This is a genomic window from Rathayibacter sp. AY1F2 (assembly GCF_002930885.1).
In the GTDB taxonomy this organism is placed as follows: domain Bacteria; phylum Actinomycetota; class Actinomycetes; order Actinomycetales; family Microbacteriaceae; genus Rathayibacter.
Genome location: NZ_PSVG01000001.1, coordinates 238,585 through 254,088, shown reverse-complemented (window position 1 = coordinate 254,088; position 15,504 = coordinate 238,585). Strand labels below are relative to the sequence as shown.

Sequence of the window (15,504 nt, the reverse complement as noted above, 5' to 3'; positions counted from 1 at the left end):
TGCCTGTGGGAAGGGACCTCCTCTACGGCGTCTACAAGAAGCGCCTCCGCTCGAGCCTTCCCCCCGACTCCCTGCCGAACCACGTCGCGATGATCATCGACGGCAACCGGCGCTGGGCGCGGCAGCGGGCCCTCGAGACCGCCGCGCACGGCCACCGGGCCGGCGCCGCCAAGGTGCACGAGTTCCTGCAGTGGTGCGACGAGCTCGGCGTGCGCCACGTCACCCTCTACCTGCTCTCGCAGGACAACCTCGTCGGCCGCGACAGCAGCGAGCTGACCGAGCTGATCGCGATCATCGCCGACCTCGCCGAGGAGGTCTCGCAGCAGCCCGACTGGCGCGTGCAGCACGTCGGCTCCGACGAGGGCCTCCCGCCCTCGCTCGTGGCCGCGCTCGACACGGCGGAGGCGCGCACCGCCTCCCACACGGGCCTGCACGTCAACCTCGCGGTCGGCTACGGCGGGCGGCACGAGATCGCCCAGGCCGTGCGGAGCATCCTGGAGGAGCACGGCAAGCGCGGCTCCTCCATCGAGGACGTCGCGGGCCTGCTGACCCCGGAGCTCATCGGCGAGCACCTGTACACCAGCGGGCAGCCCGACCCCGATCTGGTCATCCGCACCTCGGGGGAGCAGCGCCTCTCCGACTTCATGCTCTGGCAGAGCGCGCACAGCGAGTTCTACTTCATGGAGGCGCTCGGCCCCGACATCCGCGAGGTCGACTTCCTCCGCGCGCTCCGCGACTACGCCGGACGGCACCGCCGCTTCGGCAGCTGACCTCGCGGCTCCTGCCGCACCACCGACCGGAAGGGCCGGCATGAGCTCGAACGAGGCCACCTCCACCACGACCGAGGACTACCTCGCCGGCTTCGGCGAGGAGACCGGGTACCTCGACTTCGGCCGGGTGGGCCCGCTCTCGGCGACCGTCGCCGCCGAGCAGGAGGCGGCCGTCGAGCTGCTGGTGCGCGCGCGCAGCGGCACCCTCGACGAGCTGTTCCGGCAGGACGAGCGCGTCCGGGAGGCGGCGGCGGCGCTCGTGCGCGTCCCCGCCGACAGAGTGGTCTTTCAGCCCAACACCTCGACCGGCCTCCTGCACGCGCTGTTCGGCGCCTCGGGCGCGGTGCTGCTGTCGGCCGCGGAGTTCCCGAGCCTGCCGTTCGCGGCGGTGCGCTCGGCGCAGGCTCTCGGCTCGGTGGAGCCCCGCTGGCTGCGGACCGAGCAGGGACGGGTGACGCCGGAGGCGGTCCGCGAGCAGCTCACGGACGACGTGACGACCGTCGCGGTGAGCCTGGTCGACTCCCGGACGGGCTACCTCGCGGACGTCGCGGCGATCCGGGACGTGATCGGCGACCGGATGCTCGTCCTCGACGCGATCCAGGGCTTCGGCGTCGTCGACGCGCCCTACGAGCTGGCGGACGTGGTCGTCACCGGCGGCCAGAAGTGGCTCCGCGCCGGCTGGGGGACGGGCTTCCTCGCGCTCAGCGAGCGGGCGCTGTCGCGGCTGACCCCGGTGCTCTCCGGCTGGACGGGATCGGAGCAGGCGGAGCCGTGGGACGAGGTGGCTCCGCCGCGCGGCGACGCCCGCGCCTTCAGCATCAGCAACCCGGACCCGATCGCCCAGGCCCGGCTCGCGTCGGCGCTGGAGGAGGTCGCCGCGGTCGGGCAGTCGACGATCGCCGCGCTCGTGGCGGAGCGGGTCAGCGCGATCGTCGACCTCGCGGACGAGTTCGGACTGGCGGTCGTGGGCTCCCGCGGCGAGCACGAGCGCGCCGGCATCGTGGTCGTCGAGCCGGAGCCGGAGGAACTGGCCCCGCTGGCGGCCTCCCTCGCCGCGCACGGCGTCACCGCGCGCCTGCGTCCGAGCACCGTCCGCTTCAGCGCGCACGCCGGCACCACCGACGCGACCCTCGCGCTGCTCCGCGCCGCCCTGATCTCGTCGGCCACGAGCATCGACTACTAGGCCGGATTCCGCGCGTTCACACACTGGTTACACATTCGTAGCGGTGAGAAGCACACGGATGTCATTCGCCGGGTTAGGTTCGAGTCATCAGGTACAGCGCCTGGTCGAGACGGCCACAGAAGTACGGCTCGACATCGCGCAGACGCCGAAGGGACACTGCGCGGTGCACGACACGCACCGATGAGACCGGCTCGAGGACATGAGCCGGGGGCTCCGGCCCCCGGAGTGTGGAGAGTCGTCGTGACAGTTCCCCAGGGCATGGATCCGCAGACCGGGACGCAGGGCGGCGTCCACCGCCGTGTCCAGCACGGCTCCTCGGATACGGCCGATCAGCTCCTCCGCACCTACGTCCTGGACACCTCGGTGCTGCTGTCGGATCCGTCCTCGATGTTCCGGTTCGCGGAGCACGCCGTCGTGCTGCCGATCGTCGTCATCAGCGAGCTCGAGGGGAAGCGCAACGATCCCGAGATCGGCTACTTCGCCCGGCAGGCCCTGCGCCGCCTCGACGAGCTGCGCGTGCAGCACGAGCGCCTCGACTTCCCCATCGCCGTCGGCCGCGGCGGCACGCTCCGCGTCGAGCTCAACCACTCGAACATGTCGGTGCTGCCGAGCGGGCTCCAGATGGGCGACAACGACGCGAGGATCCTCGCCGTCGCGCTCAACCTGCAGAGCGAGGGCGCCGCGGTCACCGTCGTGTCCAAGGACATGCCGATGCGCGTGAAGGCCGCCTCCATCGGCCTCGCGGCCGAGGAGTACCTGGCCGAGCAGGCCCCCGAGTCCGGCTGGACCGGCATGGACGACGTGACGCTCGGCGGCGACGCGATGAGCGAGCTCTACGACCGCGAGCGGCTCTTCACGGACGTCGTGGCCGACATCCCGGTCAACACCGGACTCGTCGTCCACTCCGACCGCGGCTCCGCTCTCGCGAGGGTCACCGGCAAGCGGCAGATCACGCTGGTCCGCGGCGACAAGGACGTGTTCGGCCTGCACGGGCGGTCGGCGGAGCAACGGCTCGCGATCGACCTGCTGCTCGACCCGGAGGTCGGCATCGTCTCGCTCGGCGGCCGGGCCGGCACCGGCAAGTCGGCGCTGGCGCTCTGCGCGGGCCTGGAGGCGGTGCTGGAGAAGCGCCAGCACAAGAAGATCATGGTCTTCCGGCCGCTCTACGCGGTGGGCGGCCAGGACCTCGGCTTCCTGCCCGGCGACGCGGCCGAGAAGATGAACCCCTGGGCGCAGGCGGTCTTCGACACGCTCGGGGCGCTGGTGTCGCAGAACGTGCTCGACGAGGTGATCGAGCGCGGGATGCTCGAGGTGCTGCCGCTCACGCACATCCGCGGGCGCTCGCTGCACGACGCGTTCGTGATCGTCGACGAGGCGCAGTCGCTGGAGCGGAACGTCCTGCTCACGGTGCTCTCGCGCGTCGGGCAGAACTCCCGGGTGGTGCTGACCCACGACGTGGCGCAGCGCGACAACCTCCGGGTCGGCCGGCACGACGGGGTCGCCTCCGTGATCGAGACGCTGAAGGGCCACCCGCTGTTCGCGCACGTCACGCTGACCCGCTCCGAGCGCTCGGCGATCGCCGCTCTGGTCACCGAGATGCTGGAATCGAACGAGCTCGCCTGACGGGCTCGCCGTGCGTCCGGCCCGTGGGATCCGAGGATCCCCGGGCCGGGTGCGTCCCTGCAGGGCACCGGGGCGTAGCGTGGACGGGTGAGCATCCTCGACGACGCGCTCCTCGAGCGCTTCCGCACCCGCGCGGCCGACTACGACGAGCGCAACGCGTTCTGCGCGGACGACCTGGAGGAGCTGCGCTCGATCGGGTACCTGGCGCTGCTCGTCCCCGAGGAGCTCGGCGGTGCCGGCCTCGGCCTGGAGCAGGCGGCCGCCGAGCAGACGCGCCTCGCGACGGCCGCGCCCGCGACCGCGCTCGCCGTCAACATGCACCTGGTCTGGACCGGGATCGCGCGACTCCTGCTCGAGCGGGGCGACGACTCCCTCCGCTCGGTTCTCGTCGACGCCGCGACGGGTCACGTCTTCGCCTTCGGCAACAGCGAGGCGGGCAACGACCTGGTGCTCTCGGATTCGCTGACGCGGGCGGAGCCGCTCGGGGACGGCGGCTACCGCTTCACCGGCACGAAGGTCTTCACCTCCCTCGCGCCCGCTTGGACGCGGCTCGGCGTGTTCGGCCGCGACGACAGCGGGTCGGAGCCGCGGCTCGTGCACGGCTTCGTGCACCGTGAGCGCCCGGACTCGCCGGTTGCCGGGCTCGAGGTCCGCGACGACTGGGACACGCTCGGCATGCGGGCGACCCAGAGCCGCACGACGGTGCTCGACGGCGTCGTCGTCCCGGCCGAGCGGATGATCCGCTCGCTGCCCGTCGGACCGACCGCCGACCCCTTCGTCTTCGCCGTCTTCGCGGCCTTCGAGCTGCTGATCTCCTCGGTCTACCTCGGTGTCGCGCAACGCGCGCTCGAGCTCGCCGTCGCCTCCGTCCGCCGACGGGCCTCCCTCCGGGCGGGAGGGCGGCCACTGGCGGAGGACCCCGAGGTGCGGCACCGGGTGGCTGAGACCGGGATGCTGCTCGACGGGCTCGAGGCGCCCCTGCGCTCGGCGGCGGCCGACGTGGACGCGCTCGTCGACCGCGGCGCGCGCTGGTTCCCCTCGCTGGTCGGGGTGAAGATCCGCACCACGGAGGGAGCGCTCCGCGTGGTCGAGAGCGCCGTCCGGATCGCGGGCGGCTCGGCGTACCAGCGCCGGTCGGAGCTCGGTCGCCTCTACCGCGACGTGCTCGCCGGGCAGTTCCACCCCTCCGACGACGCGTCGGCGCACGGCGCCTGGGCGTCGCTCCTGCTGGGACCGCTGCCACCGCGCGACTGAGGCCGGGCTGGGACCCGCCGCCGCCCGAGCACGCCGGCGGGCCGCCCTGTGGAGAACTCCGACGCCCCGCGGGCGTCGCCCCCTAGTCTCGGCGGATGCTCCGCGGATCACTGCTCGACCGGGCCGCCCTGCTCCTCGGCTCCCTCGTGCTCCTCCTGATCGGTGCCCCGCACCTCGGTCGGGCGCCCGGCCTCGTCCCGGTGGCGCTCGCGAGCGTGCCGCTGGTGCTGGCGGACGTGCGCGGGCACCGGCTCCCGAACGCGGTCACGCTCCCGCTGCTGGTGGTCGGAGCCGTCCTCGCGCCCACGGCGGGGACGCTTGTCGCCGTCCTCGCGACGGTGCTGTGCCTGGGCGTGCTGCATGCGGCGGGCGGGCTGGGTCTCGGCGACGTGAAGCTCCAGGCGGCCCTCGCACCGCCGCTCGCGGCTCTCGGACCCGAGCAGGTCGTCGCCGCGCCCGCTGTCGGCTTCGCGGTGGCAGGGCTGTGGGTGCTCGTGCTGCGCGTCCGCGGACGGGTCGCGTTCGGACCGTTCCTGCTCACGGGATTCTGGCTGGTGCTCTGACGGCCCGCCTCCGCGCCGAGCGCAGGGACGGGCCGTCGGAGGGCCGGGCTCAGCCGGGGTGGGTCATCGACATGACGTCGAGGGCGCTGTCGAGCTGCTCCTCCGTCACCTCGCCGCGCTCGACGAAGCCGAGGTCCACGACCGACTCGCGGACGGTGATCCCCTTGGCGACCGAGTTCTTCGCGACCTTGGCGGCGGCCTCGTAGCCGATCACCTTGTTGAGCGGGGTGACGATCGAGGGGGAGGACTCGGCGAGGGCGCGGGCGTGCTCGACGTCGGCCTCGAGGCCGTCGACGGTCTTGTCGGCGAGCAGCACGGCGGAGTTCGCGAGCAGGCGGATCGACTCCAGCAGCGCCGTCCCCATGACGGGGATCGCGACGTTGAGCTCGAAGGCACCCGAGGCGCCTGCCCAGGCGATCGTGGCGTCGTTGCCGATCACGCGCGCGCAGACCATGAGGACGGCCTCCGGGATCACCGGGTTCACCTTGCCGGGCATGATCGAGGATCCGGGCTGGAGGTCGGGGATGCGCAGCTCTCCGAGGCCGGTGTTGGGGCCGGAGCCCATCCAGCGGAGGTCGTTGTTGATCTTGGTCAGGCTCACCGCGAGCACGCGCAGCGCTCCGGAGGCCTCGACCAGCGAGTCCCGCGCGCCCTGGGCCTCGAAGTGGTTGCGGGCCTCGGTGACGGGAAGGCCCGTCTCCTCCGCGAGGCGCGCGATGACCTTCTGCGGGAAGCCGGCGGGGGTGTTGATCCCGGTGCCGACCGCGGTGCCGCCGAGCGGGACCTCGGCGACGCGGGGGAGCGCCGACTGCACGCGCTCGATGCCGAGGCGGATCTGCGCGGCGTAGCCGCCGAACTCCTGGCCGAGCGTGACGGGGGTGGCGTCCATCAGGTGGGTGCGGCCGGCCTTGACGACCTCGGCCCACTGCTCCGCCTTGACCTCGAGCGACTCGGCGAGCTGCTCGAGCGAGGGGATCAGCGACTCGATGAGCGCGCCGGTGACGGCGACGTGGACCGAGGTGGGGAACACGTCGTTGGAGGACTGCGAGGCGTTGACGTGGTCGTTCGGGTGCACGGTGCGTCCGAGGGCCGTGGTCGCCAGCGAGCCCAGCACCTCGTTCATGTTCATGTTCGAGGACGTGCCCGAGCCGGTCTGGTAGACGTCGATCGGGAAGTGCGCGTCGTAGCCGCCCCCGACGACGAGGTCGGCCGCGTCGGCGATCGCCATGGCGATGTCGGCGTCGAGCACGCCCAGCTCGGCGTTGGCCAGCGCCGCCGCCTTCTTGATGCGGGCGAGGGCCGCGATCTGGGCAGGCTCGAGGCCCGCACCGGAGATCGGGAAGTTCTCGACCGCCCGCTGGGTCTGCGCGGCGTAGAGGGCGTCGCGGGGGACCCGCACCTCGCCCATCGTGTCGTGCTCGATGCGGAAGTCGCCGGAGTCGTCGGTCGGGGAGTGATCCACCACGCTGTGTTCGTCCTTGTCTGATCGGTTGGTGCTGTGCTGTCCGGAGCCGCTCACGCGGGATCCGATCCCACCGCGCTCGGAGCGGCGGCGGAGGAGGCCGAGCCGGAGTCGCGCTCCAGCTCGGAGACGTAGGGGCTGAGCTCGGGCGGATCGATGCCGAGCACGACATCGGACATCACGGTGCCGTCCGAGAGCCGGTAGTTGGCGCCGACGAGGGCGAGCCGCCCGGTCGCGACAGCGTCGGCGATCAGCGGGGAGCGCTGGAGCAGCTCGGCGACCGTGTCGCGCAGGTGCTCGCGGCCGACGGCCAGCGCGTCGGTCGCCGACGGGTCGACGAGCACGCGGCCGTCCGGCTGGGCGCCCACGAGGCGGCGCACCGCGGGGATGATCGGCTCGATCAGGTGCTCGATGTGCGGGGGGAGCCGCTCGGCGCCGGGCGCCTGCGACTGGATCGCCGCCCGGACCGCTCCGCACTCGTCGTGGCCGAGCACGAGCAGCACCTTCACGCCGAGAACGGCGACGCCGTACTCCAGCGAGCCGATGATGGAGTCGGCGATCACCTGGCCGGCGTTGCGGACGACGAAGAGGTCGCCGAGCCCCAGGTCGAAGATGATCTCGGCCGCGAGGCGGGAGTCGCTGCAGCCGAAGAGCGCGGCGAGCGGGGCCTGAGCGGCGGCGAGCTCGGCGCGGCGCTCGACGTCCTGGCGGGGGTGGCGGGGCTCGCCGGCGACGAAGCGCTGGTTGCCGCGGAGCATCTCCTTCCAGACCCACGCCGGCGGGCGGGACTCGCGGGGGACGGTGCTGCTGGTTCCGAGGCTCATCGGGACTCCTCCTGGCCGATCTGCGGGGTGATGGCGTCGACGACCAGGCGGATCTCGTCCGTCGGGGCCGTGCCGTAGACGAGGTAGGTGCTGGAGCCCTCCGTCGTCTCGAGTGCGTAGGGCGTGTTGCCGGTGTCGTCGCCGGAGTCGCGGTGGTCGTAGACGGTCCAGTCGCGGCCGTCGATCGTCTCGACGCCGGTCGCCGCCCGGCGGTCGAGCTGCGTCGCGACCCAGGCCGCGTCCGCGTCGAGCCCCTGGCTCAGGCCGATGTAGCCCGCCTTCGGGGTGATCAGGCCGACGTACCAGTAGTCGGTGCCGTTCTCGCGGCGGAGCTCGGCCGCGTTGGCCTTCCAGCCCTCGGGCAGGGAGGGCACGGCGAGCGTCTGCTCCTCGCCCAGCTGGACCTGCGCGGCGACGCGGGGGACGTCGACGGAGGAGAGCTCCACGGTATCGCCGCGGGGGACGAGCAGGACGATGAGCGCTACCGCGCCGACGGTCGCGAGCAGTGAGAAGACGAGGTTGTTGACCGTCTTGCGCTGACGGTAGAGCCGGGAGTTCTCGGCCTTGCGTGCGGCCGTCTCGGCCGCTGTCTCCGGGCGCCCGAGCTCGGCGACGACCCGCGCGGGCTTCGCGCGGCTCATCCGGCGGCCGCCCCTCCGGAGCGGGCCGCGTCCAGCCGGGCGCGTGCTCCGATCAGCCACTCCTCGCAGCGGGCGGCGAGGGCCTCGCCGCGCTCCCACAGGGCGAGCGAGCGCTCGAGGGTGGAGCTGCCCTGCTCGAGCTCGGACACGACGCGGACGAGCTCGTCGCGCGCCTGCTCGTAGGAGAATCCCGAGACGTCGGAGTCGGTCGCCGGGGCGTCGGGGGAGTCGGGCATGGGTCTGATCCTATCGATCGGGGCTGAGGGGGGACGGGTGGCGCGGCGGGCTCAGGACCGGCCGGCGGGATCGCCGGTGGGCCCCTCGGAGCGGGCGCCGACGGCCCCCTCCGCGAGCGTGAGGACGAGTGCGCCGCCGGCCGGCGCGTCACCGGGCGCCCGGACGACGTGCCCGGCCGCGTTCTGGACGATCGCGTAGCCGCGGTCGAGGGTGTGCTGGGGGGAGAGGGCGCGCAGGTGGCCGTGCAGGCGCTCGACCTCGAGGTGCGCGCGCTCGAGGCGGCGGTCCACCAGCTCGGCGCCGCGCGCGACCCAGCGGGTCAGCTCCTCGGCGTGCCGGTCGACCAGCACGTGCGGCTGGGCGAGCACCGGCCGCGAGCGCAGCTGCGAGAGCCGGTCGATCTCGTGCGAGACGAGCCCGCTCACGCGGCCGGTCATCCGCAGCCGGGCCTGCTGCACGCGCAGCAGCTCGTCGGAGACGTCGGGCACGACCCTCTTCGCGGCGTCGGTGGGAGTGGAGGCGCGCAGGTCGGCGACGTCGTCGAGCAGCGGGCGGTCGGCCTCGTGGCCGATCGCGCTGACGACCGGAGTGGAGCAGGCGGCGACGGCGCGCACGAGCGCCTCGTCGCTGAAGCCGAGCAGGTTCTGGAAGTCGCCGCCTCCGCGGGCGATCACGATCACGTCGATGCTGTCGTCGGCCTCGAGGGTCCGCAGGGCCGAGAGCACCTCCGGGACCGTCCGGTCGCCCTGCACGGCCGAGTGGACCACCCGGAAGCGCACCGCCGGCCAGCGCAGCTGCGCGTTCCGCAGCACGTCCTTCTCGGCGTCCGAGTCCTTGCCGGTGATGAGGCCCACGCCGTGCGGGAGGAACGGCAGCGGCTTCTTGCGGGAGGCGTCGAACAGCCCCTCCGACGCGAGCTGCCGGCGGAGCCGCTCGAGCTTCTCCAGCAGATCGCCCAGGCCGACGTGGCGCATCTCGAAGACCTGCATCGAGAGCGTGCCGCCCTTGACCCAATAGTTGGGCTTCACCAGCGCGATGACCCGATCGCCCTGCTTGAGGTCGGCCGGGAGGCGGCTCCGCACCGACGACCAGACGGTGAAGCCGACCGTCGCGTCTCCGGACAGGTCCTTCAGCTTCCCGTAGACGTTGCCGCCGGACGCGCCCCACTGGGTGATCTCGCCCTCGACCCACGCGGTGCCGAGGCGCTCGATCCAGCCCTTGATCTTGCTGGCGAGCAGGCCGACCGGCCAGGGTGCGTCGGCGGTGGGTGGGGCGTCGGTCATCGCTGCCTCTGCTCGGAGGGACGGGGGGAGCGGGAGTGCCCTCCCGCGACGACAACGGTACGGGACGGGTCCGACACCGGGACGGCCCGGGCACAGGATGCACCACGTAGAATCAGGGGGTGAGCCAAGTCCCGATCAGCCTGCCCATGCCGCGCATGCCCCGCGCCACAGGGCGTCTGCGCGACGTCCCCGTCGAGGGCCGCAAGCGCGTCCTCCTCGCCGCGCCCCGCGGCTACTGCGCCGGAGTCGACCGCGCGGTCGTCGCCGTCGAGAAGGCCATCGAGCACTACGGTGCCCCGGTCTACGTGCGCAAGCAGATCGTGCACAACGTGCACGTCGTCTCCACGCTCGAGAGCCAGGGCGCCATCTTCGTCGACGAGGTCGACGAGGTGCCCGAGGGATCGCACATCGTCTTCAGCGCGCACGGCGTCTCACCGGCCGTCGTCCAGGGCGCGGCCGCTCGCGGTCTCCAGGCGATCGACGCGACCTGCCCCCTGGTGACGAAGGTGCACCGCGAGGCCGTCCGCTTCGCGCGCGACGACTTCGAGATCCTCCTCATCGGCCACGAGGGCCACGAAGAGGTCGAGGGCACCGCGGGCGAGGCTCCCGATCACGTCACCCTCGTCGGCAGCCCCGACGACGTGCCGAACATCGTCGTGAAGGACCCGGACAAGGTCGTCTGGCTCTCGCAGACGACGCTCTCGGTCGACGAGACGATGGAGACGGTGCGCCGTCTCCGCGAGCGCTTCCCCAACCTGCAGGACCCGCCGAGCGACGACATCTGCTACGCCACGCAGAACCGCCAGGTCGCGATCAAGAAGGTCGCCGCGGGCGCCGAGCTGGTCATCGTCGTCGGCTCCGCGAACTCCTCCAACTCCGTGCGCCTCGTCGAGGTCGCCCTCGAGTACGGCGCGAAGGCCGCCTACCGGGTCGACTACGCGAGCGAGATCAAGCAGGAGTGGCTCGAGGGCATCCGCACCGTCGGCGTCACCAGCGGCGCCTCGGTGCCCGAGGTGCTCGTCCAGGAGGTCCTCGACGACCTCGCCGCCGCCGGGTACGGCGATGTCGAGGAGGTCAAGACGGCGGAGGAGGACCTGATGTTCTCGCTCCCCAAGGAGCTGCGCAAGGACGTCGCCGGCAAGCGCGACGCCCGCGGCGTCGGTGGACGCATCAGCGCGGGAGCGGGCGCCTAGAGCGTTCCGGCCCGGACACGGAAGAGGCCGCCCTCCCTCGGGAGCGGCGGCCTCTTCCGTGTGCGGTGGAACGGGGATCGACGCTAGACGTCGGTGCCGGCGCCGCCCTGCGAGCCCGACATGCGCGTGACGTACTCCGCGAACGTCGGGTCGCCCAGGATGGCGATCGCCGCGACGATCAGGGAGAGCAGCACGGTCGCCGCGATCCCGAGGATCGGAACGAGCACGGCGCGCTTGCCGGCGCGGAGCCGCCGGATCGAGATCCACACCGCGAAGGCGACGATCAGCGACTGCGCGAGCGCCACCACGACGCCGAGGATCCGTGCGAGCTCCGGCGACGCGTAGGTGCCGATGCCCTGGGAGCGGTAGAGCTCCTGGAGGGTCGTCGCGAAGCTCGAGGGATCGAGCAGCGTCGGCACGGCGAAGAACACGCCGAGCGCGAGCAGCACGATCGTGAGCAGGCGGTCGACGGGATGCGCGACCGGCTTCGCGGCCGGAGCGGTCGCGGGCCTCGGATCGGTCTCCGACCCCCGCGGGTCGGGGACGACCACGGCGTCCTCCGGCGGCTGCCACGACCAGCCGGGCGGCGCGTACTCGCCGTACTGCGGCTCCGGACGCCTGTCGCCCGGCTGATCGTGTGCGTTCGTCACGGAGCGGTGCCCTACTTCCCGGAGTTCCCGGCCGAGCCGAGCTGACGGGTCGCCTCGGCGACGCGCGCGGCCATCGCGGTCTCGGCGATCTTGCCCCACGAGCGCGGGTCGTAGACCTTCTTGTTGCCGACCTCGCCGTCGACCTTGAGGAAGCCGTCGTAGTTCTTCAGCACGGTGTCCGCGACGGAGCGGCTGAACGCGTACTGCGTGTCGGTGTCGATGTTCATCTTGACGACGCCGTTGCGGACCGCCTCGGCGATCTCCTCGTCGGTCGAGCCCGAGCCGCCGTGGAAGACGAGGTCGAGGGGGAGCGCGCCGGTGCCGTACTTCGCCTGCAGGCCGTCCTGGATCTCGCGGAGCAGCTCCGGGCGCAGGCGGACGTTGCCCGGCTTGTAGACGCCGTGGACGTTGCCGAAGGTCAAGGCGGCCATGTAGCGGCCCTGCTCGCCGAAGCCGAGGGCCTCGACGGTCGCGATCGCGTCGTCGAGCGTGGTGTAGAGGTGCTCGTTGATGTCGTGCGAGACGCCGTCCTCCTCGCCGCCGACGACGCCGATCTCGACCTCGAGGATGGCGTTGATGTTCTTGACGCGCGGGAGGATCTCCTTCGCGATGGCGAGGTTCTCGTCGAGCGGGATCGCGGAGCCGTCCCACATGTGCGACTGGAACAGCGGCTCGCGACCGGCCTTGACCTCCTCCTCGGAGGCGGCGATCAGCGGGTAGACGAAGCCCTCGAGCGCGTTCTGCGGGCAGTGGTCGGTGTGGAGCGCGACCGTGACCGGGTAGTTCTTGGCGACCTCGGTCGCGAACCTCGCGAAGGCGATCGCGCCGGCCGCGCGGTTCTTCACGGTGTGGCCGGCGAAGTAGTCCGCGCCTCCGGTGGTGACCTGGATGATGCCGTCCGAGCCCGCCTCGGTGAGGCCCTGGAGGACCGCGTTGATCGTCTGCGACGACGAGACGTTGAACGCCGGGTAGGCGAAGCCGCCCGCCTTCGCCTTGTCGAGCATCTCTGCGTACTGGTCCGGGGTAGCGACGGGCATGGCATCTCCTTTGACGGATGAACGAAGGGGGGTCGGGCGAGGCCCGCGTCGCGGACGAGTCTAGCGAGGCGCCCCTCCGCGGTCCCTCCGCCCGTGGAGGGCCCTGGACTAGGCTTCGGGCAGGGATGGGGATCCGCTCCGCGGGTCCTGCGACGACGTGCACGAACTCGACGACGAAGGACTCCGCTCTGTGATCGACAACGACTCGCTCTACCTCCACCCCGACCGCAACCTCGGCATGGAGCTCGTCCGCGCCACCGAGGCCGCCGCGATCCGCGCCGTGCCCTTCATCGGCAAGGGCGACAAGAACGCCGCCGACGGCGCAGCGGTCGATGCCATGCGCACCTTCCTCGGGACCGTGAACTTCGACGGAGTCGTCGTGATCGGCGAGGGCGAGAAGGACAACGCGCCCATGCTCTTCAACGGCGAGCACGTCGGCAACGGCTCGGGGCCCGCCGCCGACATCGCCGTCGACCCGATCGACGGCACCTCGCTGACCGCGGCCGGGCGCCAGAACGCGCTCTCGATGATCGCCGTCGCCGACCGCGGCGCGATGTTCGACCCCTCCGCCGTGTTCTACATGGAGAAGATCGTCACCGGGCCCGAGGGCGTCGGGATCATCGACATCCAGCGCCCGATCGGCGAGAACATCCGCGCCCTGGCCCGCGCCAAGCGCAAGCCCGTCGAGGAGATGCGCATCGCGGTGCTGGACCGCCCGCGCCACGCTCAGCTGATCGAGGACATCCGCGCGGCCGGAGCCGGCACGCGCCTCCTGCTCGACGGCGACGTCGCGGGCGGCATCAACGCTGCTCGCCACGACTCCCGACTCGACATGTGCGTCGGCACCGGAGGCACGCCCGAGGGCATCATCACGGCCTGCGCCATCCGCGCGCTCGGCGGAGTGATCCAGGGCATCCTCCGCCCGAAGGACGACGACGAGCGCCAGCGCGCCATCGACGCCGGCCACGACCTCGATCGCGTCCTCCACGCCAACGACCTCGTCCGCAGCGACAACACCTACTTCGTCGCGACCGGAGTGACGAACGGCGGGCTCGTGAAGGGCGTGCGCAAGGAGGGCCACGTCATCACGACGGAGTCCATCGTGCTGCGCTCCCGCTCGGGCACCATCCGCCGCGTGACCGCCCAGCACCTCGCGGAGAAGTGGGTCTAGGCCGTCACGCTCTCTCAGAGACGCCGCACTGCTGCCGAGGCGCCGCTCCGCTGACGGCGCACTCGTCGAGTGCGGCGGCGTCTCGGCGTGCAGGACGCGGAAGGACACCGGCCTCGGTCACCGAGGCGAGCGGGCGGGGCCGCGGCGGGTCTCGAGACGCCTCGCGGGCGCTCCTCCTCCGAGCCGCGGAGGTGGAGCGCCGTCGCGAGCTGCGGTCGTCCGGGTGTCGAGCCGGATGGACGGCGCCGCTCGCGCCCGGCCTGCACGCCCGGTGCTCGCTCAGCGGGGACCCGGGACCCTACGCGCTCCGCTCGGACTCGTCGTCCGCGGCGAGCAGCTCGACGGCGGTGAGGCGGCGCGGCGAGGAGGCGACTCCTCCGACCGGGGCGATGACGCGCGACTCGTCGAGGGAGTCGAACTGGCGCGCGGTGACCAGCACGCGGCTCTCGAGCGAGCCGGCGAAGGCGTTGTAGGAGTCGACCGTCTTCTCGAGCGAGCGGCGCAGGCCCTCGGCGTGGTCGGCGAGGGTGCCGAGACGGGCGTAGAGCGTCTTGCCGAGGTCGAGCAGGCGCTTGGCGTCGTCGGTGAGCACGTCCTGCTGCCAGGTGTAGGCGACGGTCTTCAGCACCGACCACAGGGTCACCGGCGAGGCGAGGGCGACGCGCTTGCGGAACGCGTACTCGAGCAGGCTCGGGTCGGCGTCGAGCGCGCTCGCGAGCAGCGGCTCGCTCGGCACGAACGCGATGACGAACTCGGGGCTCGCCGGGAGGCCGGTCCAGTAGGAGCGGGCGGCCAGCGCGTCCACGTGGCCGCGGAGGGCGCGGACGTGCGCGCGCAGGAGCCCCGCACGCCGCGCCTCCTCCTCTCCGCCGGCGCCCGCGGGGATCGCGCTCGCCTCCAGGTACGCGTCGAACGGCACTTTGGCGTCCACCGCGATCGCCTTGCCGCCGGGCAGGCGGACCACCATGTCGGCGCGGCCGCGGCCCGCCTCGCCCTCGAGGCCGAACTGCACGTCGAAGTCGACCCGCTGGGTGAGCCCGGCGGCCTCGACGACGTTCCGCAGCTGCGTCTCGCCCCAGGCGCCGCGGCTCGTGGTGGAGCGGAGCGCGGACGCGAGGGTCTCGGTCGTCGAGCGCAGCTGCTCGCCCGCCGCCCGCTGCCCCTCGAGCTGCTCGGTGATCGCCCCGAACTGGGCGGCGCGCTCGCGTTCGAGCCGGCCGACCGCCTCCTGCATGCCGCGCAGGCTCTCGGCGACGGGGGAGAGGGTCTGCAGGATGCGCGCGTCGTGCCGCTCGCGCTCGGCGACGACGCGCAGCTGCTCCTGGAGCTCGCGGATCTGATCGCGGGCGGAGCCGAGGTGCTCGCGGTGCTGCTCGACGACGGCCTCGTGCCGCTCCTCCAGGCCCTCAGCGCGGGCGCGGGCTGTCGCGAGGTCGAGGGCGAGGGCGGCGTCGGGCGTGCGGGAGCGGGCGAGGAGGACGGCCACGACTCCCGCGAGGAGCGCGCCGACCACCAGGCCGAGGGCGAAGGAGAGATCCATGCCGCCGATGACACCACGCACTTCCGACATCGATCGATCGACGCGCCACGACCACCGAACGAGGGCCAGGACG

The 15,504-nt window shown here is 72.6% G+C and carries 15 protein-coding genes; 7 read left to right on the top strand and 8 right to left on the bottom strand.

Translation table 11 applies throughout. The annotated features are described in order from the left end of the window. Positions 1–5: 5 nt before the first annotated feature. The 5 genes from C5C54_RS01130 to C5C54_RS01110 all read left to right on the top strand — a co-directional run bounded on the left by C5C54_RS01130 (position 6) and on the right by C5C54_RS01110 (position 5,393). Positions 6–770, top strand: coding sequence for an isoprenyl transferase (locus tag C5C54_RS01130; RefSeq protein ID WP_279630826.1), 765 nt, complete (start codon positions 6–8; stop codon positions 768–770). A gap of 40 nt (positions 771–810) precedes the next feature. Next, entirely contained in the window at positions 811–1,953 is a 1,143-nt protein-coding gene (locus C5C54_RS01125; RefSeq protein ID WP_104224424.1) for an aminotransferase class V-fold PLP-dependent enzyme, read from the top strand. Between the two features lie 258 nt (positions 1,954–2,211). Continuing rightward, on the top strand, positions 2,212–3,576 hold the full coding sequence (locus C5C54_RS01120; RefSeq protein WP_104287615.1) for a PhoH family protein: 1,365 nt from the start codon (positions 2,212–2,214) through the stop codon (positions 3,574–3,576). Positions 3,577–3,663: 87 nt separating this feature from the next. Then, a complete protein-coding gene (locus C5C54_RS01115) occupies positions 3,664–4,830 on the top strand; it encodes an acyl-CoA dehydrogenase family protein (RefSeq protein ID WP_104287614.1) in 1,167 nt (388 codons plus the stop codon). Positions 4,831–4,925: 95 nt separating this feature from the next. After that, positions 4,926–5,393 carry a prepilin peptidase gene (locus C5C54_RS01110; RefSeq protein ID WP_104287613.1) on the top strand — a complete coding sequence of 156 codons (468 nt, stop codon included), beginning with the start codon at positions 4,926–4,928 and terminating at the stop codon, positions 5,391–5,393. A gap of 49 nt (positions 5,394–5,442) precedes the next feature. Here the strand turns inward: C5C54_RS01110 and C5C54_RS01105 are convergent, their stop codons facing one another. Genes C5C54_RS01105 through xseA form a run of 5 tightly spaced genes read right to left on the bottom strand, consistent with a single transcriptional unit; the run spans position 5,443 to position 9,840 of the window. Beyond that, positions 5,443–6,858 (bottom strand): aspartate ammonia-lyase, encoded by a 1,416-nt coding sequence (locus C5C54_RS01105; protein ID WP_104287612.1) that lies wholly within the window; start codon positions 6,856–6,858, stop codon positions 5,443–5,445. Between the two features lie 50 nt (positions 6,859–6,908). Further along, positions 6,909–7,679, bottom strand: coding sequence for a carbonic anhydrase (locus C5C54_RS01100; RefSeq protein ID WP_208543312.1), 771 nt, complete (start codon positions 7,677–7,679; stop codon positions 6,909–6,911). Continuing rightward, positions 7,676–8,320: a DUF4245 domain-containing protein gene (locus C5C54_RS01095; protein ID WP_104225525.1), complete on the bottom strand. Its 645-nt coding sequence runs from the start codon at positions 8,318–8,320 to the stop codon at positions 7,676–7,678. The genes C5C54_RS01100 and C5C54_RS01095 overlap by 4 nt, the downstream gene beginning before the upstream one ends. Beyond that, positions 8,317–8,556: an exodeoxyribonuclease VII small subunit gene (locus C5C54_RS01090; protein WP_104224418.1), complete on the bottom strand. Its 240-nt coding sequence runs from the start codon at positions 8,554–8,556 to the stop codon at positions 8,317–8,319. Before C5C54_RS01090 ends, C5C54_RS01095 begins: the two co-directional genes overlap by 4 nt. Before the next feature lie 51 nt (positions 8,557–8,607). Then, positions 8,608–9,840: an exodeoxyribonuclease VII large subunit gene (gene xseA / locus C5C54_RS01085; protein WP_104260146.1), complete on the bottom strand. Its 1,233-nt coding sequence runs from the start codon at positions 9,838–9,840 to the stop codon at positions 8,608–8,610. A gap of 146 nt (positions 9,841–9,986) precedes the next feature. Here xseA and C5C54_RS01080 point away from each other — a divergent pair, with 146 nt between their 5' ends. Further along, positions 9,987–11,033 (top strand): 4-hydroxy-3-methylbut-2-enyl diphosphate reductase, encoded by a 1,047-nt coding sequence (locus C5C54_RS01080; RefSeq protein WP_104287611.1) that lies wholly within the window; start codon positions 9,987–9,989, stop codon positions 11,031–11,033. A gap of 83 nt (positions 11,034–11,116) precedes the next feature. On the opposite strand, the gene C5C54_RS01075 is transcribed toward C5C54_RS01080, so the two are convergent. Next, positions 11,117–11,683 (bottom strand): DUF6264 family protein, encoded by a 567-nt coding sequence (locus tag C5C54_RS01075; RefSeq protein WP_104224415.1) that lies wholly within the window; start codon positions 11,681–11,683, stop codon positions 11,117–11,119. Between the two features lie 11 nt (positions 11,684–11,694). Continuing rightward, positions 11,695–12,720, bottom strand: a complete 1,026-nt coding sequence (gene fbaA / locus C5C54_RS01070) for a class II fructose-bisphosphate aldolase (protein ID WP_104224414.1) — start codon at positions 12,718–12,720, stop codon at positions 11,695–11,697. Between the two features lie 238 nt (positions 12,721–12,958). Between fbaA and glpX the strand changes: the two genes are divergently transcribed. Next, positions 12,959–13,891, top strand: coding sequence for a class II fructose-bisphosphatase (glpX, locus tag C5C54_RS01065; protein ID WP_097165697.1), 933 nt, complete (start codon positions 12,959–12,961; stop codon positions 13,889–13,891). A gap of 298 nt (positions 13,892–14,189) precedes the next feature. On the opposite strand, the gene C5C54_RS01060 is transcribed toward glpX, so the two are convergent. Next, positions 14,190–15,461: a DNA recombination protein RmuC gene (locus C5C54_RS01060; RefSeq protein ID WP_104262472.1), complete on the bottom strand. Its 1,272-nt coding sequence runs from the start codon at positions 15,459–15,461 to the stop codon at positions 14,190–14,192. Positions 15,462–15,504: the final 43 nt, after the last annotated feature.